Source organism: Streptomyces sp. NPDC001530, from assembly GCF_042894545.1.
Taxonomy (GTDB): Bacteria; Actinomycetota; Actinomycetes; order Streptomycetales; family Streptomycetaceae; genus Streptomyces.
Genome location: NZ_JBIAVS010000018.1, coordinates 46,148 through 64,181 on the forward strand (window position 1 = coordinate 46,148; position 18,034 = coordinate 64,181).

Genomic DNA, 18,034 nt, shown 5'->3' on the forward strand with positions numbered 1-18,034 from the left:
CTGCGGGGTAGCGATGATTCGCTCCCTGACAGAAACAACGCTAACACCGATACGGTAGCGACGCTACCCTCGGCCGTAACATCGCTACGCCGCTACGCCACCGGATGCCGCCGCTTCACCGCTCGCGTGTAATTTCACTGGCGACTGACAGGAGAGGCGGCCACCCCATGACGCGCTACGCCGAGATCAAGTACCGGATCGTCACGCCGTTCCAGCGGCGTATTGGCAACCCCATCCTGCGGCGTCTGCCGTTGCAGACCGTCCTGGAGACGACGGGCCGGAAGTCCGGGCTGCCCCGCCGTACCCCGGTGGGCGGGCGCCGGGTCGGGGACTCGTTCTGGCTGGTCTCCGAATACGGCGAGAGGTCCCAGTACGTGCGCAACATCCGCGCGAATCCTCAGGTCCGCGTGCGGCTCCGGGGCCGCTGGCACGCCGGCACGGCCCATCTCCTTCCGGACGACGACCCCCGGGCCCGCCTCAAGACCCTGCCCCGCTTGAACAGCACGGCGGTCCGTGCCGTGGGCGGCCAACTGCTCACCGTGCGCGTGGACTTGCGGGACTGAGTGTTTTCGCCCCCTCCGCCCCTACCCGTCCCGTACCAGCCTTTCGGCTGCGGGCGAGTGGGGGCTTGTCGCGCAGTTCCCCGCGCCCCTGAAGGGGCGCGGCGCCCCTCACCCCGGCCAGACAATCGCCTGCACCTCGCTGTACGCATGCAGCGCGTACGACCCCACGTCCCTCCCCACCCCGCTCTTCTTGAAGCCGCCGAAGGGGGCCTCCATGTTGCGGCCGACGGTGTTCACGCCGACGCCGCCGGCGCGTAGGCGGCGGGCGACGCGGAAGGCGCGGGCGACGTCGCCGGACCAGACGTAGTCGATCAACCCGTAGTCGCTGTCGTTCGCGAGGGCGACGGCCTCCTCCTCGTCCTCGAAGGGGAGGACCACCACGACCGGGCCGAAGATCTCCTCCCGGACCACCCGCATGTCGGGGGTGCAGTCGGCCAGGAGGGTGGGCGCGACGTAGAAGCCGCGTTCGAGGGTAGGGCGTTCGCCGCCCGTCACCACCCGCGCGCCCTCCTTCCGGCCCAGTTCGATGTACGACTCGATCCGGTCCCGGTGGGCAGAGGAGATGACCGGGCCGACGACCGTCCCCTGCTCCCGCGGGTCGCCCACCTTCAAGTGGCCCGCGTACGCCGCCAGTTGGGTAACCAACCGGTCGTGCACGCCCCGCTGCACCAGCACCCGCGTCGGCGCCGTACAGATCTGTCCGCTGTAGAACGAGAAAGTGGTGCCGATCCCCGACACCGCCGACTCCAGGTCGGCGTCGTCGAAGACGACCGCCGCCCCTTTCCCTCCCAGCTCCATCAGCTGCCGTTTCATGCCACGGCCGCACGCCTCGGCGATCCGCTGCCCGACGGCCGTGGACCCGGTGAAGCTCACCATGTCCACGTCGGCGCAGTCGACCGCGGCCTCGCCGACTTCCGGGCGCGAGCCGGTCACCACGTTCACCACGCCCGGCGGGGCGCCGGCCGCCTCCAGCGCCTCCGCCATGCGGTAGACGGAGAACGGGTCCTGCGGGGCGGGCTTCACGACCACCGTGTTGCCCATGGCCAGCGCGGGGGCGATCTTGCCGGCCGGGTTGGCCCAGGGGTTGTTGTATGACGTGATGCAGGTGACCACGCCCACCGGCTGGCGTACGGCCAGCGCGCCCATCACGGCCGCCCTGCCGAAGGGCCCGGCCTCGTTGATCTGCGGCGGCAGCGGCTGTTCGACGGGCTCGACCTTGGCGTACCGCCGGAAGCGGGCCACCCCGACGCCCACCTGCATGCCGCGCGCCGTCCCCGTCGTGGCGCCGCTCTCGGCCTGGGCGAGTTCGGCGTACGGGACGAAGTGGCGCTGGATGATGTCCGCCGCCCGGTCGAGGACGGCGGCGCGCTCCTCGGCGGGCGTGCGCGACCACGCCTCGAAGGCCTCGCGGGCCGCGGCCGCGGCCGCGTGCACCTGATCCCGCGAGGCCTCCGGCGCCAGCCCGACGACACCCTCGGTCGCCGGGTCGATCACCTCGTAGAACCCGTGGTCGGGCTCCACCCACGACCCGCCGATGAACAACCGCTGCTGTCCGTCGGTCACTTGGCCCCCTCGAACAATCCGAGGCATCCGGTGCGGACGCCCGTCACCTGGTGCTCACCGTCCGGGTGTCCCGCCCGGAGCGGAGCACCTTCCCGGGCACGGCGCCCGTCACCACATCACCGCGAATCGCCTCAACTCCGTTGACCCATACGGCCGTTATACCGATCGCCTTGGAGTCCAGTCGCGGGCTGTCTCCCGGCAGGTCGTGCACCAGGGTGGCCTTGCCGGCGTCGATCCGTTCCGGGTCGAAGAGCACCAGGTCCGCATGGAAACCCTCCTCGACCCTCCCCCGCTCGCGCAGGCCGAAGAGCCGCGCCGGGTCGTCCGTCAGCATCTTCACCGCCTGCTCCAGACCCACCAGCTTCCGGCCGCGCAGACAGTCGCCGATGAAGCGCGTGGTGTACGGGGCTCCGCACATGCGGTCCAGGTGGGCGCCCGCGTCGGAGCCGCCGAGCAGGACGTCCTGGTGCTGCCAGGTCTCGGCGCGCAGGGCCCAGGAGTCGGGGTCGTTGTCGGTGGGCATGGGCCACAGCACCGTACGCAGGTCGTCGTTCGCGCAGACATCGACGAGGCACTCGAAGGGCTCCTGGCCGCGCTCGGCCGCGATGTCGTTCACGACCCGCCCGGTCAGGCCCTCGTTCGCCGCGCTGTAGGTGTCGCCGATGACGTACCGCCCGAAGTTGGCGAGCCGCCGGAAGACGCCCGCCTCCTTGGAGTCCGCGCGCCGCAGCATCTCGGCCCGTACGTCCGGATCACGCAGCCGAGCGATCCGCTCGGGCACGGGCAGCCCCAGGATCGGTCCCCACCCGGGGATCAGGTTCAGCGCGCAGAAGGTGCCGAGCGACATGTTCATCGGGGTGAGGATCGGCATGGTGAGCGCGACGATGCGGCCGCCGGACTTGCGGGCGCGCTCGCTCGCCTCCAGCTGGCGGGGAACGCGGTCGGGGACGGCGGCGTCGATCGTCAGGACGTTCCAGTTGAGCGGGCGGCCCGCCGCCGTGCTCATCTCGACGAACAGATCGATCTCGTCGTCGCTGAACTGATCGAGGCACCCGGCGACGATCGCCTCGATCTGGGTGCCTTCGTGCTCCCCCACGGCCTTGCTGAGCGCGAGCAGCTCCGCCGGCTTCGCGTGCCGCGAAGCCACCGGCTTTCCGTCGCCGTCCGAGTGCGTGGAGGACTGGGTGGTGGACAGGCCCCAGGCCCCGGCGTCCATCGCCTCGTGGAAGAGGGCGAGCATCCGCGCCAGCTGCTCCTTGGTGGGCTGCCCGCCCACCGCGTCCGCCCCCATCACATACCGCCGCAGCGCGCAGTGCCCCACCATGAAGCCCGCGTTGACGGCGATCCGCCCCTCCAGGGCGTCCAGGTACTCCCCGAAGGTGTGCCAGTTCCAGGGCGCGCCCTCCTCCAGGGCGACCAGGGACATGCCCTCGACCTTGGACATCATGCGGCGCGTGTAGTCGGCGTCGTCCGGTCGCGCGGGGTTCAGCGGGGCGAGCGTGAAGCCGCAGTTGCCGCCCGCGACCGTCGTCACCCCGTGGTTCAGGGACGGGGTCGCGTACGGGTCCCAGAAGAGCTGGGCGTCGTAGTGCGTATGCGGATCGACGAAGCCGGGGGCGAGGACCAGCCCGGCGGCGTCCTCGGTCGTACGGGACGGCTCGGTCACCGTACCGATCACGGCGATACGACCGTCCCGTATCCCCACATCCGCGGTGTACGCGGGCGCGCCCGTCCCGTCGACGACGGTCGCGCCCTTGATCAGGTGGTCGAGCATCGCGGCGAACCCCCTAAGCGGACTGCCGGAACCGGGTCGTCCGATGCACCGGATCCGTGTCGATCTTCGGAATCACGTGCTCGCCGATCAGCTTGATCGTCTGCAGCGTGTACTCGGGCGGGACCCCGACCGGCAGGCCGAAGGAGAGCTGGTCGGCGCCCGCCTGCTCCCACCGCTTGCACTGGGTGAGCACCTCGTCCGGGTCGCCGCAGATCAACAGTTCCTCCTCGATGAGGAGTTCGACGAACTCCTCGTTGTACTCGGGGAGCGTCTCGGGCCAGACGGGGAAGCCCTCGGGGCGCGGGAAGGTGTCGTGGTAGCGGAAGACGAGGGAGGGCAGGTAGTGCAGCCCGCCGCCGACCGCGATCCGGATGGCTTCGTCGTGCGTCGGCGCGCAGATCGCGGTCGTCGTCACCATCACGTTGTCGTTGACGAAGTCGCCGATCGGCTCGGCGTTCACGACCGCCGTCTTGTACTGCTCGAGGACCCACTCCATGTCGGAGACCTTCTGCACGCTGAAGCCGAGCACCCCGAGCCCCTTCTTGGCAGCCATCGCGTACGACGGCGGCGACCCGGCGGCGTACCACATCGCGGGGTGCGACTTCCCGTACGGCTTGGGCAGTACCTTCCTCGGCGGGAGCGACCAGTGCTTGCCCTGGAACCCGACGTACTCCTCCTGGAGCCACATCTTCGGGAACTCGGCGATGGTCTCTTCCCAGATCTCCTTGGTGTAGTTCATGTCGGTGATGCCGGGGAGGAAGCCGAGGATCTCGTGCGAGCCCGCGCCGCGGCCGGAGCCGAACTCGAAGCGGTTCTCGGAGAGATGGTCGAGCATGGCGACCTTCTCGGCGACCTTCACCGGGTGGTTGACCTGGGCGAGCGGGTTGAAGATCCCGGATCCGAGGTGGATCCGCTCCGTCGCGTGCGCCAGATATCCGAGGTAGACGTCGTTGGCGGAGAGGTGCGAGTACTCCTCCAGGAAGTGGTGCTCGGACGCCCAGGCGTACTTGAAGCCGGACTTGTCCGCCTGGATGACGTACTCGGTCTCCTCCATCAGCGCCTTGTGCTCCGCGAGCGGATCGGTCTCGGCCCGCTTGCCCACGTATCCCTGTACAAAGAGCCCGAATTCCAAGGAGGTTCACCGTCCCCAGTCCCTGAGTTTCTGACGTACCGTCAGATTTTCTTTCGCCGACTGTGGCACCGCCCGCATGGACCGTCAATAGCTGATGAGGAGTCAGATAATGGAGACTCCGGCCAGCCATCCCCCGTCGATCACGAACGGCTGCCCGGTGATGTAGGACGAGTCGTCGGAGGTCAGGAAGAGGGCGAGCCGCGCCACCTCCTGCGGCCTCCCGATCCGCCCCAGCGGCACGAGCTTGCCGTACAGCTCGTCGAGGGCCCGGGAGGTCTCCTCCGCGTCCGCGTGCGGGTCCAGCTGGGCCGGGTTGGACATCGCGGTGTCGATGGCGCCCGGACACATGGCGTTGACCCGGATGTTCTGGTGCGCCAACTCCATCGCCGCGACCCGGGTGAGCCCGAGGATGGCGTGCTTGGTCGCCGCGTACGTGCCCACCGCGGCCATCCCGGTCATCGCGGTGTACGAGGCCGTGTTGACGACGGTCCCCCCGCCGGCCGCGGCGATGCGCGGCGCCGCGACCTTGACGCCGAGGAAGCAGCCGACCTGGTTGACCTGCACGACCTGCATGAACTCGTCGAGCGGGGTGTCGACGAGGGAGTTGAAGCGCAGGATGCCGGCGTTGTTGACCAGCCCGTCGATACGGCCGTACGCCTTCTCTGCGGCCACCACGGCGGAGCGCCAGTCGGCCTCTTGGCCCACGTCGAGGTGGACGTACAGCGCGCCCAGTTCCTTGGCGAGGGCCTCGCCCTGATCGTCGAGGACGTCGGCGACGACGACTTTCGCCCCCTCCTCGACGAACAGCCGTGCCTCCTGCTCGCCCTGCCCGCGCGCCGCACCGGTGATGAGGACGACGCGTCCGTCCAGCTTGCCCATGACTCTCCTTAGGGGTGAGGCTCAGAGGTGCGGCGCGACGTCCGCGCCGAACGCCGCGATCTGGTCGATGAGTTCGGTACGGCTCCTGCTGCGGAACCGCACCTGTATCTGGTGCACGCCGATCGCGCGGTACGCCCTCAGCGACTCGGCGAGTGCCTCGGGCGCCCCGTGCAGCGTGCGCCGCCCGACGTCCCAGCCGGGCTGACCGACGTACAACGGCTCGGCGATCGCCCCGATGGTGACGGGATCCTCGATGCCGGCCTCCGCGCGCAGGGCCTTGAGCCGGGCGATCTGACCCGGCAGCCGGTCGCGCGGATCCCCCTGCGGCAGCCAGCCGTCGCCGCGCAGCGCGGCCCGGCGCACGGCGGCGGGCGAGGAGCCGCCCACCCACACGGGGACCCGCTCCTGGGCGGGCCTGGGCCGCTGGCCGAGCCCCTCGAAGTCGTACGTCTTGCCGTGGTGGACGGGGAACTCGTCCGACCCGAGCGCGGCGCGCAACGCGTCGATCGTCTCGTCGAGGACGGCTCCCCGGCGCTCGAAGTCGACCCCGACCGCCTCGAACTCCTCCCGCACGTGCCCGGCGCCCACCCCGAGGACCAGACGGCCGCCCGACAGATGGTCGAGGGTCGCGTACTGCTTGGCCGTGACGAGCGGATGCCTGAGCCCGACGATCGCGACATGACTGAGCAGCCGGACGCGCTCGGTCACGCCCGCGAGGAAGGCGAGGGTGGCGACCGGGTCGTACCAGACGGTGCTCATCGCGCCCGCGAGCCTGCGCGGGATGGCGACGTGGTCGCAGCTCGCGACATAGGCGAATCCGGCGCGGTCGGCGGCGCGGGCGATCTCGACGAGGTCGTCGGGGCCGGCGGCGGCTTCCCAGGGTTCCGCGTAGATGGTGCTCTGGGACTGGACGGGGAGCTGGATGCCGTAGGAGAGGCGTTCCTCGGACGGGACGGGCACGACGACCCCCTTGCCTGACCGACGGCCGCCCGACTGACGAACCGTCAGATTGAATGGGACTCGCACATAGTCGTCGCTGACGCCGCGTCAGACAAGGGGAAGCCCCGGCGGAACATGTCCGCCGGGGCTGTTGCCCGGGACAGGGCGCGTGGGCTGTGCGTCAGCGGGCGAAGCCGTAGCCGAACCAGGCGTCGGTGACGGGCGCGCCGATGTCGGCGGGCCCGAAGGAGACCGAGCCGGTGGCGGTCGGGCCGGTGCTGGTGGAGCGGAAGGCCCAGACGGCGCCGTCGTAGGTGTTCTCGCCGTGCGCGGCGACGTACAGCTCGGCACGGCCGTCGTGGTTGGTGTCGGCCAGCGCGGTGTGCCCGCCGAAGAGGTCGCCCTTCTCGGCGGTGCCGGGCACACCCGTGGTGTTCTGGCTGAAGGACACGGCGCCGCTGCCGGTGAGGCCGGACGCTCCGCCGCGCAGCACGGCCACGCCGCCCGCCTCGGCGACCGTGCCGATGTCCTCACCCGGGGAGCCGACGGCCACGTCCGCGTACCCGTCGCCGTTGGCGTCCCCGACGGAGATGCCCAGGCCGAAGTCGTCGCCATACTCGGACACTCCGGGCACGCCCGCCGTGTCCTGGTTGATCACCGTCGTACGGGAGGTGTCGGGCCCGCTCGCCGAGCCGTACACCACGCCGACTTGCCCGCCGAGGAGCGTCGGTTCGACGGATCGCTCACCTTGGCCGTCGACGGGGCGCCCGACGACCAGGTCGGCGTACCCGTCCTTGTTCACGTCGCCGATGCCGAGGCTGGAGCCGCCGGGCATGTTGGTGCCGTCGGACCGCTTCAGGACGACCGGGTCGCTCAGCCCCTGCTTGGTGCCGTGGAGGTAGGCGATGCGATAGGCGGCGCCCGGCGGCCCCTCCTCGGTGGGGGTGTGGACGAGCCCGACGAGGTCGGTGATGCCGTCGTGGTCGACGTCCCCGGCGGCGACGTCGTCGATGGTGAAGCCGGCGTCTTCATAGCTGAGGTCGAAGGCGATGTCCGCGGTCGCCGCGGCACCGGCGGTGCGGGTGAACGGACCGGCCAGCAGGTGGTTGTCCGTGGCCACGTCGAGTCGGCCGTCGCCGTTGAAGTCGCCGACGGCGACGTGCCGGGGCTTGACCTGGTCGAGCATGGAGCCGGTCGCCACGACCTTGCCGCCGGACAGACCCGTCTTCCCGCCCCAGACGACGGTCAGGGTGCCCGCTTCCTGCACGGACCCGACGTCCTCGCTCGGGGCGCCGACGACCAGGTCCGTATACCCGTCGCCGTCCAGGTCGCCGAGGGACAGGCCCCAGCCGAACCAGTCGCCGGTCTCGGCGGCGCCGGGTATGCCGGCCGTGTTCTGGCTGATGACCTGCCGGTGCGTGGTGTCCAGCCCCTGCGAGGAGCCGTACACGACGCTCACGTACCCGGCACGGGCGTACCCGCCGACCGTGCCCCAGGGGGCGGCGACGGCGAGGTCCGTGTACCCGTCGCCGTTGAAGTCGGCGCGCACGCTCGTCGCCCCGGCGCTCGCCGTACCGGCCGCGTGCGCGCTCACCGGGCCGACAACGGCTCCGGCGACGGCCACGGCGGCCACGAGTCCGAGGCGAGAACGAAACTTGCGTCTTCTCATGTGGAACCCAACTCCCGCGCTGAAAGTGCAGCTGCCCGACGGAGAAGTCAAGATCCTCACTCCGCCGCCAGTACGACTGCCGTGGTGGTGGCAGAGTTGCCCTGGAAGACGGCGGGAGTTCCCGAATCGTTAACCGGCGCCTCCCCGGGGCCACAGCCCGTCCTCCGTCAGCCCCAGCAGCTCGATCGCGTTCCCCCGCACGATCCGCTCGACGACGTCCGGGGCCAGGTGCCCCATCTGGGCCTCGCCGACCTCCTGCGACTTCGGCCAGGTCGAGTCGGAGTGCGGGTAGTCGGTCTCGTAGAGGACGTTGCCGACCCCGATGGCGTCGAGGTTCTTCAGTCCGAAGGCGTCGTCGAAGAAGCAGCCGTAGACGTGGTCGGCGAAGAGTTCGGACGGCGGGCGGTGGACCTTGTCCGCCACACCACCCCAGCCGCGGTTCTCCTCCCACACCACGTCGGCGCGTTCGAGGATGTACGGGATCCACCCGATCTGGCCCTCCGCGTACATCACCTTCAGGTTCGGGAAGCGCTCGAACTTGCCGCTCATCAGCCAGTCGACCATCGAGAAGCAGCAGTTGGCGAAGGTGATGGTGGAGCCGACGGCGGGCGGGGCGTCGGCGGAGGTCGACGGCATGCGGCTGGACGAGCCGATGTGCATGGCGATGACCGTGCCGGTCTCGTCGCAGGCGGCCAGGAAGGGGTCCCAGTCGTCGGTGTGGACGGAAGGGAGTCCGAGGTGGGGCGGAATCTCGGAGAAGGCCACCGCGCGTACGCCACGGGCCGCATTGCGCCGTACTTCTTCCGCCGCACGTTCCGCGTCCCACAGCGGAATGAGGGTGAGGGGAATGAGACGACCCCGTGCGGCCGGCCCGCACCACTCCTCCACCATCCAGTCGTTGTAGGCCTTCACCCCGAGAAGTCCCAGCTCACGGTCCTTGGCCTCGGTGAACGTCTGGCCGCAGAAGCGCGGGAAGGTGGGGAAACAGAGGGCGGACTGGACGTGGTTGACGTCCATGTCGGCCAGCCGCTGAGGGACGTCGTACGAGCCCGGTCGCATCTGCTCGTATGTGATGACTTCGAGCCGTATCTCGTCCCGGTCGTATCCCACGGCGGTGTCGAGGCGGGTGAGCGGCCGGTGCAGGTCTTCGTACACCCACCAGTCCCCGATGGGGCCGTCGTCGCCGGGGGCGCCCATCACCGGGGCGAACTTTCCGCCGAGGAAGGTCATTTCCTTCAGCGGTGCGCGGACGATGCGGGGCCCGGTGTCCTGGTACTTCGCCGGCAGCCGGTCCCGCCAGACGCCGGGAGGCTCCACGGTGTGGTCGTCCACCGAGATGATCTTCGGGAAGTCCGTGTCGGTCTCCGGGCCGGTCGCGGGGGTTTCCGTGCTCTCCATGGTCTCCATACGGCTCACGGTAGCGCTGATCTGACGGTCCGTCAGCTAGCTCGCTCATGGCTGTGGGGTGAGTGAATGTGTGCGGACGTGTGGGGAGAGAGTGTGAGGGCCTTGTGGTGTACCGTGCGACCCCCTGTGATCGCCGTCTCGCACGGCTGACGCATCCGCCGCGAACAAGGCAAACTGGCCTCGTTGCACTGACGGTTCGGCAGGGGGACAGCGATGGACGGTGTGCCGCGAGTACCGGAGCAGCGGCGTCCCGAGGAATCGGCGGCGTTGCGCTTCAGCGTGCTCGGCCCGGTGCGCGCCTGGCGCGAGGACGATCCTCTTCCGGCGGGATCCCCGCAGCAACGCGCCCTGCTGGCCGCGCTGCTGCTCCGCGAGGGCCGCACGGCGACGGCAGCCGAGCTCATCGACGCTCTGTGGGGCGACGAGCCCCCGTCCCAGGCCCTGGCCGCCGTACGGACGTACGCATCGCGGCTCAGGAAGGCGCTGGGCTCCGCGGTCCTGGTCAGCGAGTCGGGCGGGTACGCGATCCGGTCCCTCGGGGAGGGCGCGCTCGACCTCGCCCGGGCCCAGGAACTGGCGGCGGACGCCGATAAGGCGAAGAGCGGCGGGGATCTCTGCCAGGCCCGCGAGCTGCTGCGGCAGGCGCTGACCCTGTGGGACGGGGAACCGCTGGCGAACGTGCCCGGACCGTACGCGGAGACGCAGCGGGCCCGGCTGGAGGAGTGGCGGCTGCAGCTTCTCGAATCCCGCCTGGACATGGACCTGGAGCAGGGCTGCCACGCGGAGGCGGTGTCGGAGCTGACGGCTCTGACGGCGGCGCACCCGCTCCGCGAGCGCCTGCGCGAACTCCTGATGCTCGCGCTGTACCGCTCGGGCCGCCAGGCGGAGGCCCTCGCGGTGTACGCGGACACACGACGCCTGCTGGCCGACGAGCTGGGCGTGGACCCGCGGGCGGGCCTGAAGGAACTCCAGCAGCGCATCCTCCAGGCGGACCCGGGCCTGGCGGAACCGTCGGCTCCGGCGGCGGAGCCCGCGGCGGCGCCGGTGCGTCCCGCCCAGCTCCCGGCCTCCGTCACGGACTTCACGGGCCGGGCCTCCTTCGTCCAGGAACTGAGCGCCGTCCTGGCCTCCGCCTCCTCGGCGGAGGGCCGGGTGATGGCGGTTTCGGCGCTGGCGGGGATCGGCGGCGTGGGCAAGACGACCCTCGCCGTGCATGTGGCGCACCAGGCGCGCGGGGCGTTCCCGGACGGGCAGTTGTACGTGGACCTGCAGGGCGCGGGGTCGCGGGCGGCGGAGCCGGAGACGGTGCTGGGAGCCTTCCTCCGGGCCCTGGGTACGGCGGACTCGGCGATCCCGGACTCCCTGGAGGAGCGCTCGGCGCTGTACCGCTCGGTCCTGGACGGCCGCCGGGTCCTGGTCCTGCTGGACAACGCACGCGACGCCGCCCAGGTACGTCCGCTGCTCCCCGGCACGGAGGGCTGCGCGGCGCTGGTGACGTCGCGGGTGCGGATGGTGGACCTGGCAGGCGCCCACTTGGTGGACCTGGACGTGATGAGCCCGGAGGAGGCCCTCCAGCTCTTCACGAAGATCGTGGGCGAGGAGCGGGTGGCGTCCGAGCGGGAGGCCGCGCTGGACGTGGTGGCGGCCTGCGGCTTTCTCCCCCTCGCCATCCGCATCGCCGCGTCCCGTCTGGCGGCCCGCCGCACCTGGACGGTCTCGGTCCTGGCGGCGAAGCTCGGCGACGAGCGGCGCCGTCTGGACGAGCTCCAGGCGGGCGACCTGGCCGTCAAGGCCACCTTCGAGCTGGGCTACGGCCAACTGGAGCCGGCCCAGGCCCGGGCATTCCGCCTGCTGGGCCTGGCGGACGGCCCGGACATCTCACTGGCGGCGGCGGCCGCGGTGCTGGATCTGCCCGTCGAGGACACCGAGGACCTCCTGGAGTCCCTCGTCGACACCTCCCTCCTGGAATCCGCGGCGCCCGGCCGCTACCGGTACCACGACCTGGTGCGGCTCTACGCGCGTGCTTGTGCGGAGAGGGATGAGCAGCCGCCCAGTGAACGGGATGAGGCTATGTCGCGGTTGCTGGACTTCTACTTGGCAACGACTGCTGGGGTCTACGAGATCGACCGGCCCGGCGACCGGCTGGTGGATCACCTTGAGACCACGGAGTATCCGGGCCTGGTGTTCGAGGATCGGCATCAGGCTCAGGACTGGTTGTACGCCGAGGCGGTCTGCACACTGGCCTGCGTACGGCAGTCGATGGGCTCGCAGACCCTGGCACGGGCCGTCGATCTCCTGTGGGCGGCCTGCGACCTTGCCGAATCAGGGGCCAACTCCAAGGAGTACGAGGCCATCGCCGAGGCCGCACGCACCGCGGCGCAGAAGATCGCGGCCCGGCGGGCCGAGGCCCGGGCTCTTACGACCCTGTCTTTCGTGCACCACATCACGGGACGTTTCGACTCGGCCGACCAGGCGGCCACGCGTGCCCTGGACCTGGCCCTCGCCACCGGTGATCCCCTGACCAGCTGCTGGTCGTCCAACATCCTCGGCGTGATCGCGCTGTACCAGAACCGGCACGAGGACGGAGAGGCGCACCTGGCCCGCGCCATCGACAACTTCCGTGCCTGCGAGGACCGTCCGGGAGAGGCCAGCGCCCTGTGCAACCTGTCCCGCATTCACCTCGCAACCGGACGCACGGCGAGCGCGGTGGCTCTGGCCCAGCAGGGCACGGCCATGTACGACGACATGGGCCACGCGCTGAAGGGGGCCAACGGCCGGTACGCCTTGGGGCTCGCGCTCACGCAGAGCGGTCAACTCTCCCAGGCTGTCGACCGTCTGCAGGAGGCCCTCGAAGTCTTCCAGGACAGCCGCCAACGGCTCTGGGAAGGCATGACCCTGTTCCGTCTCGCCGAGGCCGACCTCGCCGGCCGGCGCCCCGCGCAGGCGGCCGCGAACGCCGAGTTGGCGCTGACGGTACTCCGGGGGATCGGCGGCGACTGGCGACGCGGAAACGTCCTCACGGTGCTCGGTCGCGCCCTGAGCGGCATAGGGCAGATCGGTCGCGCGCAGGTCTGCTGGCGGGAAGCCCTGGACATCTTCGAGGCGTTGGGCGCCCCGGAGGCCGACGAGGTACGAGCTCTCCTCAAGCCACTCGCCGTCGCCTGAGACCGGGCGCCTGCACGTTCATCGTTCGTTTATCGCCACCCGGCACTCTCAACGTGTCGATCCGTCGCGTCGGGGGGCAGGCGGGGTGACACACGGCCGGACCTTTAAGGTGAACCGGCCCAGAAGTGCCCGTCCGGCGACCCTCGGGGGAGTTGCCGGGCGGGCCTTCCCGACTACCGCAACCGCATCGAAAAGAACTGCCAGGGGAGCCAGTCATGAGCGACACCAACAGCACCGACAACGTCCACGCCACCGACGAGCCGACGGCGACCACGGACAACGTCCACGCCACCACCGAGCCTCTCGCCGGCAAGAACCTGATCGCCCCGGACGAGTCGACCGGCGACGCGACCACGGACAACGTCCACGCCACGGACGAGCCGGCCTAACCAGACCACACCACACGGGGATCGGCCGCGGCGGCGCGGAGGGGGAGCCGCCGCGGCCGATGTGTGTCCGGGGTGTGGTTTGCCACAGGCGGGGCACCGGCCCCGGCATTCACCATCGATCCCGGGCTCGGCCTCCGGCGCGAGGGGAAGGGCCCGACTCCCCCTCACCGCCCCCGCAACTCCCCCTTCACCACCTTCCCGCTCGCATTCCGTGGCAGTTCCCCCACGAACTCCACCACCCTCGGCACCTTGTAGTTCGCCATCTCGCGCCGCGACCAGGCGATGAGGTCGTCGCCCGTCACCACCGCACCCGGACGCCGTACGACGTACGCCTTGCCCACCTCGCCGAGCCGGCCGTCCGGTATGCCGATGACCGCGACGTCGGCCACGTCCGGGTGGAGGCCGAGGAGTTGCTCTATCTCGGCGGGGTAGGCGTTGAAGCCGCCGACGATGAACATGTCCTTGATGCGGTCGGTGATGCGGAGGTTGCCCGCCGAGTCCAGGACGCCGACGTCGCCCGTCCTGAGCCAGCCGTCCGCGTCCAGGACGGCCGCCGTGGCCTCCGGATCCTCGAAGTAGCCCTGCATGACGTTGAAGCCGCGGACCAGGACCTCGCCGGGGGAGCCGGCCCCGGCAACCGACCCCGACGCGTCCACCACCCGTACCTCCGTGCCCGGGATCGCCCGGCCCGAGGTCGAGGCGATCACCTGCGCCGCGTCCCCGCGGCGGCACATCGTGACAATGCCGCTCGCCTCGGAGAGGCCGTACGCCGTGAGGACCGTATCCACGCCGAGCTCCGTGCGAAGGCGTTCCACCAGGCGCAGCGGGACCACCGCCGCGCCCGTCACCACCAGCCGCAACGCCGAGAGGTCGTACGCGTCCCGGGAGGGGTGGTCCAGCAACGACTGGTGGAGCGTGGGCGGGCCCGGGAGGACCGAGATGCGCTCCGAGGCGACATTCGCCAGCACCGTGTCCACGTTGAACACCGGCTGCGGGATCATCGTCGCGCCGCGCATCAGGCAGGCCACGATGCCCGCCTTGTAGCCGAAGGTGTGGAAGAAGGGGTTCACGATCAGGTAGCGGTCGCCCTCGCGCAGGCCCGCGAGGTCGCTCCAGATGGCATAACCGCGGAGCGTCTGCGCATGGGTGATCATCGCGCCCTTCGGGCGGCCCGTCGTCCCCGAGGTGAAGATGATGTCCGAGGGGGAGGTGCCGGAGAGGCAGGACGCCCGTTCCCGTACCTCCGCCGCTCCCAGTCCCTCCCCGTCCGCCAGGAAGTCCTTCCAGGTACGGAAGTCGGCGGGGGCGTCGTCCGCGAGTACCACCACCTGTTCCAGGTGCGGAAGGCCGGGTAGCGGCCCGGAGGCCGATCCGGGGCCCTCCCCGGCCGCCCGCCGCAGCGACGCCACGTACGACGTCCCGAGGAAGGTTCCCGTCACGAACAGCAGCTTCGCGCGGCTCCGGGAGAGGACGTACGCCGCCTCCGCGCCCTTGAAACGGGTGTTCAGCGGAACCAGGACCGCGCCCGCCGACACCGCGCCGAGCGCGGAGACGATCCAGTCGAGGGTGTTCGGGGCCCAGATGGCGACGCGGTCGCCGCGCCGTACCCCGTTGGCCATACAGGCCGCCGCCGCGCGTTCCACGCGGGCGCCCAACTCGGCGTACGAGATACGGGTGCGGCCCTCGACGACCGCCTCGCGGTCCGCGAAGCGCGTCGCCGCCGACCGCACCAGTCCCGGGATGCTGCCCCACTCCAGGTCTCCGCGCATCTCACACCTCCGACCGGAACGCCACTAGCTGACTGACCGTCAGATTAGCTGTAGCCTGACGCACTGTCAGCAGCCGGGACCATGTGCGGAGGTGCACCCATGGCCGGGAACATGGCGGGGAACATGGCTGGGATCAAGGACGCCACTGCCATCGTCGGGATCGGGCAGACCCCCTTCGCCAAGCAACTCCCCGACTCCGAGAAGACCTTGGCCTGTCGTGCGATCCTCGCCGCGCTCGACGACGCCGGAATCGCGCCCGCCGAAGTCGACGGGCTCGCCTCCTACACCATGGAGGAGACCGACGAGGTGGAGGTCGCCAAGGCCGTCGGGCTCGGCGACCTCACCTTCTTCAGCAAGGTGGGGTACGGCGGAGGCGGTTCCTGTGCCACCGTCGCGCATCTCGCCGCCGCCATCGCCGGCGGACAGGCGACGGTGGGAGTCGCCTGGCGGTCGCGGAAGAGGGGGTCCGGACCCCGGCCGTGGAAGAACACGAGCGTCCAACTCCCCACACCCGCCCAGTGGACCCGCCCCTTCGGGCTCCTCCGCCCGGCCGACGAGATCGGCATGCTGGCGCGTCGGTACATGCATGAGTACGGGGCGACCAGGGACCACCTGTTCAATGTCGCCCTCGCCTGCCGGAACAGGGCCAATCAGAATCCGGCCGCGATCATGTACGAGCGCCCGCTCACCCGCGAGATGTACATGACCTCCCGCTGGATCAGCGAACCCCTCTGCCTCTTCGACAACTGCCTGGAGACGGATGGGGCGTTGGCGTGCGTGATCGTGTCGGCGGAACGGGCGCGGGACTGCCGGCAGCGTCCCGTGTACGTCCACTCCGCCGCCCAGGGGCTGCCCGCCCAGCACCACGGCATGGTCAACTACTGGAACGACGACCCGCTCACCGGGCCCGCCTGGACCGCCGCCCGACACCTGTGGAAACACGCCGACTTCGCACCGGAGGACGTGGATGTCGCGCAGATCTACGACGCCTTCACACCGCTGATACCCCTGTCCCTGGAGGGATACGGTTTCTGCGGGCGGGGCGAGGGCGCGGCCTTCACGGAGGGCGGGGCGCTGGAGATCGGGGGGCGGCTGCCCGTCAATACGGGGGGTGGCGGACTCAGCGAGGCGTATGTGCACGGCTTCAACCTCATCAATGAGGGGGTGAAGCAGCTGCGGGGCACGAGTACGGCGCAGGTGCCGGGGGCGGCCACCTGTCTGGTCACCGCGGGTGAGGGAGTCCCCACCTCCGCCATTCTCCTGAGGAGTTGAGATGCCCGAACCCCTGCTGCGACCCGTCCTCGACGACGACGGCGCGCCCTTCTGGCGGTACGCCGCCCAGGGCGAGCTCCGCATCCAGGCGTGCGCCGACTGCGGTGAGCTCCGCTTTCCGCCCCGGCCCTGCTGCCCGCACTGCCACTCCTTCACGAGCGAGTGGCGGAAGATGAGCGGGAGGGGGCGCGTGTGGTCGTACGTCATCCCCCATCCGCCGCTCCTGCCCGCCTACGCGCAGCAGGCCCCGTACAACGCGATCGTGGTGGAGCTGGTGGAGGCTCCGCGCATACGGCTCGTGGGGAATCTGGTGAGCGGGGTAGAGGCGCCCCTCAACTCCGTTGCCCCGGAACGGATACGGATCGGGGCGCGGGTGCAGGTGGTCTTCGCGGAGGTGGGGGGTACGTCCGTGCCGCGCTGGGTTCTGGAGCGGGCGTGAGTGGCGGGGGCGGGGGCGACCGTGGCAGTGGCGGTCTGAGCGTCAGTGTCGACAAGGAGAGCGGCGTCGGTGTCCTCACCCTCGATCGGCCCTCGAAGCTCAACGCCATCGATCTCGACATGGCCGCCGAACTCGCCGCAGCCTGGCGGGAGTTCCGCTTCGATGACTCCGTACGGGCGTTGGTCGTCACCGGGGCGGGTACGCGGGCCTTCTGCACCGGGATCGACCGGGACGTCGTCGTGTCGCAGCCCAACTCCCCCTACATGGTGGACGATCCGCTCGTCGCGATCGGGCCGAAGGCGAACGACCTGTGGAAGCCCGTGATCGCGGCCGTGAACGGGATCGCGTGCGGGGGTGCCTTCTACCTGCTGGGCGAGGCGGAGTTCATCGTGGCCGACGAAGGGGCGACCTTCTTCGACCCGCACACCACGTACGGGATGGTCAGCGCGTACGAGTCCATCTACATGGCGCAGCGGATGCCGTTCGGGGAGGTGGCGCGGATGGCGTTGATGGGGACCGCGGAGCGGATGTCGGCGCGGCGGGCGTACGAGGTGGGGCTGGTGTCGGAACTCGCCTCGCCCGGTGGGGCATTGGCGGCGGCCGTGGAGTGTGCCGCCGTCATCGCCTCCTATCCGGTGGAGGCCGTGCAGGGGACCGTGCGGGCGCTGTGGCTGGCCAAGGAGGCCGCCCGGGCACAGGCCCTCGCGCATGCGCCGCAGCTTGTGTCGATGGGCAATCTGCCGGGCGAACGGCAGGCGGGGCTCTTCGCGGCCCGTCGTTCCGGCTTTCGGCTGCGCTAGGCCTGCTCGGGGTGGCTGTGGCCCCCCGGATGGCTCCGCGTGGCGGGGCCGTCGCACTCGGCGTAGCGTCTGCATCGAGAGCGGGGGCCGTGCCCGCGCTCCCCTGAGCGACGGCCGCCGTACGGAGCCCCTTCCGTGGCCGGTACGACGGCCGTCACGGGTGAGTTTTTCGCCCCCTCCGCCCCTACCCGTCCCGTCCCTGGGGGCTGCGCCCCCAGACCCCCGCTAAAAGACTGCGCAGTTCCCCGCGCCCCTAAAAGGGGCGCGGGGAACA

General features: G+C 70.6%; 14 protein-coding genes. 6 read left to right on the forward strand and 8 right to left on the reverse strand.

Annotated elements, in window-relative coordinates; translation table 11 throughout:
- Positions 1-167: 167 nt before the first annotated feature.
- Positions 168-563, forward strand: a complete 396-nt coding sequence (locus tag ACFY0T_RS33345; protein ID WP_388878988.1) for a nitroreductase/quinone reductase family protein — start codon at positions 168-170, stop codon at positions 561-563.
- 108 nt (positions 564-671) lie between these two features.
- On the opposite strand, the gene ACFY0T_RS33350 is transcribed toward ACFY0T_RS33345, so the two are convergent.
- The 7 genes from ACFY0T_RS33350 to ACFY0T_RS33380 form a co-directional block, all read right to left on the reverse strand.
- On the reverse strand, positions 672-2,153 hold the full coding sequence (locus ACFY0T_RS33350) for an aldehyde dehydrogenase family protein (RefSeq protein ID WP_388878991.1): 1,482 nt from the start codon (positions 2,151-2,153) through the stop codon (positions 672-674).
- A 16-nt stretch (positions 2,154-2,169) separates the two neighbouring features.
- Positions 2,170-3,900: an amidohydrolase family protein gene (locus ACFY0T_RS33355; RefSeq protein ID WP_388878994.1), complete on the reverse strand. Its 1,731-nt coding sequence runs from the start codon at positions 3,898-3,900 to the stop codon at positions 2,170-2,172.
- A 13-nt stretch (positions 3,901-3,913) separates the two neighbouring features.
- Complete coding sequence (locus ACFY0T_RS33360; protein ID WP_388878997.1) at positions 3,914-5,032, reverse strand: LLM class flavin-dependent oxidoreductase; 1,119 nt, start codon at positions 5,030-5,032, stop codon at positions 3,914-3,916.
- A 102-nt stretch (positions 5,033-5,134) separates the two neighbouring features.
- A complete protein-coding gene (locus tag ACFY0T_RS33365) occupies positions 5,135-5,911 on the reverse strand; it encodes an SDR family NAD(P)-dependent oxidoreductase (RefSeq protein ID WP_388879000.1) in 777 nt (258 codons plus the stop codon).
- Positions 5,912-5,932: 21 nt separating this feature from the next.
- A complete protein-coding gene (locus ACFY0T_RS33370) occupies positions 5,933-6,871 on the reverse strand; it encodes an LLM class F420-dependent oxidoreductase (protein ID WP_388879003.1) in 939 nt (312 codons plus the stop codon).
- A 160-nt stretch (positions 6,872-7,031) separates the two neighbouring features.
- Positions 7,032-8,519 (reverse strand): VCBS repeat-containing protein, encoded by a 1,488-nt coding sequence (locus ACFY0T_RS33375; protein ID WP_388879006.1) that lies wholly within the window; start codon positions 8,517-8,519, stop codon positions 7,032-7,034.
- 129 nt (positions 8,520-8,648) lie between these two features.
- Positions 8,649-9,917: an amidohydrolase family protein gene (locus ACFY0T_RS33380; RefSeq protein ID WP_388879469.1), complete on the reverse strand. Its 1,269-nt coding sequence runs from the start codon at positions 9,915-9,917 to the stop codon at positions 8,649-8,651.
- A gap of 222 nt (positions 9,918-10,139) precedes the next feature.
- Here ACFY0T_RS33380 and ACFY0T_RS33385 point away from each other — a divergent pair, with 222 nt between their 5' ends.
- Both ACFY0T_RS33385 and ACFY0T_RS33390 read left to right on the forward strand, forming a co-directional pair.
- Entirely contained in the window at positions 10,140-13,091 is a 2,952-nt protein-coding gene (locus tag ACFY0T_RS33385) for a BTAD domain-containing putative transcriptional regulator (RefSeq protein WP_388879009.1), read from the forward strand.
- A gap of 215 nt (positions 13,092-13,306) precedes the next feature.
- Positions 13,307-13,480 (forward strand): hypothetical protein, encoded by a 174-nt coding sequence (locus ACFY0T_RS33390; protein WP_388879012.1) that lies wholly within the window; start codon positions 13,307-13,309, stop codon positions 13,478-13,480.
- A 164-nt stretch (positions 13,481-13,644) separates the two neighbouring features.
- On the opposite strand, the gene ACFY0T_RS33395 is transcribed toward ACFY0T_RS33390, so the two are convergent.
- Positions 13,645-15,249: a FadD3 family acyl-CoA ligase gene (locus ACFY0T_RS33395; protein WP_388879015.1), complete on the reverse strand. Its 1,605-nt coding sequence runs from the start codon at positions 15,247-15,249 to the stop codon at positions 13,645-13,647.
- Between the two features lie 123 nt (positions 15,250-15,372).
- Here ACFY0T_RS33395 and ACFY0T_RS33400 point away from each other — a divergent pair, with 123 nt between their 5' ends.
- From ACFY0T_RS33400 to ACFY0T_RS33410, 3 genes are read left to right on the forward strand one after another with little or no spacing between them, the layout of a single operon-like run.
- Positions 15,373-16,521: a lipid-transfer protein gene (locus ACFY0T_RS33400; RefSeq protein WP_388879472.1), complete on the forward strand. Its 1,149-nt coding sequence runs from the start codon at positions 15,373-15,375 to the stop codon at positions 16,519-16,521.
- A 13-nt stretch (positions 16,522-16,534) separates the two neighbouring features.
- On the forward strand, positions 16,535-16,960 hold the full coding sequence (locus tag ACFY0T_RS33405; RefSeq protein ID WP_388879475.1) for a Zn-ribbon domain-containing OB-fold protein: 426 nt from the start codon (positions 16,535-16,537) through the stop codon (positions 16,958-16,960).
- Complete coding sequence (locus tag ACFY0T_RS33410; RefSeq protein ID WP_388879018.1) at positions 16,957-17,760, forward strand: enoyl-CoA hydratase/isomerase family protein; 804 nt, start codon at positions 16,957-16,959, stop codon at positions 17,758-17,760. The genes ACFY0T_RS33405 and ACFY0T_RS33410 overlap by 4 nt, the downstream gene beginning before the upstream one ends.
- Positions 17,761-18,034 lie beyond the last annotated feature (274 nt).

Coding starts and splice junctions, on each gene's coding strand:
- ACFY0T_RS33345 (WP_388878988.1), top strand. CDS start 168: ATGACGCGCTACGCCGAGATCAAGTACCGGATCGTCACGCCGTTCCAG.
- ACFY0T_RS33350 (WP_388878991.1), bottom strand. CDS start 2,153: ATGCCTCGGATTGTTCGAGGGGGCCAAGTGACCGACGGACAGCAGCGG.
- ACFY0T_RS33355 (WP_388878994.1), bottom strand. CDS start 3,900: ATGCTCGACCACCTGATCAAGGGCGCGACCGTCGTCGACGGGACGGGC.
- ACFY0T_RS33365 (WP_388879000.1), bottom strand. CDS start 5,911: ATGGGCAAGCTGGACGGACGCGTCGTCCTCATCACCGGTGCGGCGCGC.
- ACFY0T_RS33375 (WP_388879006.1), bottom strand. CDS start 8,519: ATGAGAAGACGCAAGTTTCGTTCTCGCCTCGGACTCGTGGCCGCCGTG.
- ACFY0T_RS33380 (WP_388879469.1), bottom strand. CDS start 9,917: ATGGAGAGCACGGAAACCCCCGCGACCGGCCCGGAGACCGACACGGAC.
- ACFY0T_RS33385 (WP_388879009.1), top strand. CDS start 10,140: ATGGACGGTGTGCCGCGAGTACCGGAGCAGCGGCGTCCCGAGGAATCG.
- ACFY0T_RS33390 (WP_388879012.1), top strand. CDS start 13,307: ATGAGCGACACCAACAGCACCGACAACGTCCACGCCACCGACGAGCCG.
- ACFY0T_RS33395 (WP_388879015.1), bottom strand. CDS start 15,249: ATGCGCGGAGACCTGGAGTGGGGCAGCATCCCGGGACTGGTGCGGTCG.
- ACFY0T_RS33400 (WP_388879472.1), top strand. CDS start 15,373: ATGGCTGGGATCAAGGACGCCACTGCCATCGTCGGGATCGGGCAGACC.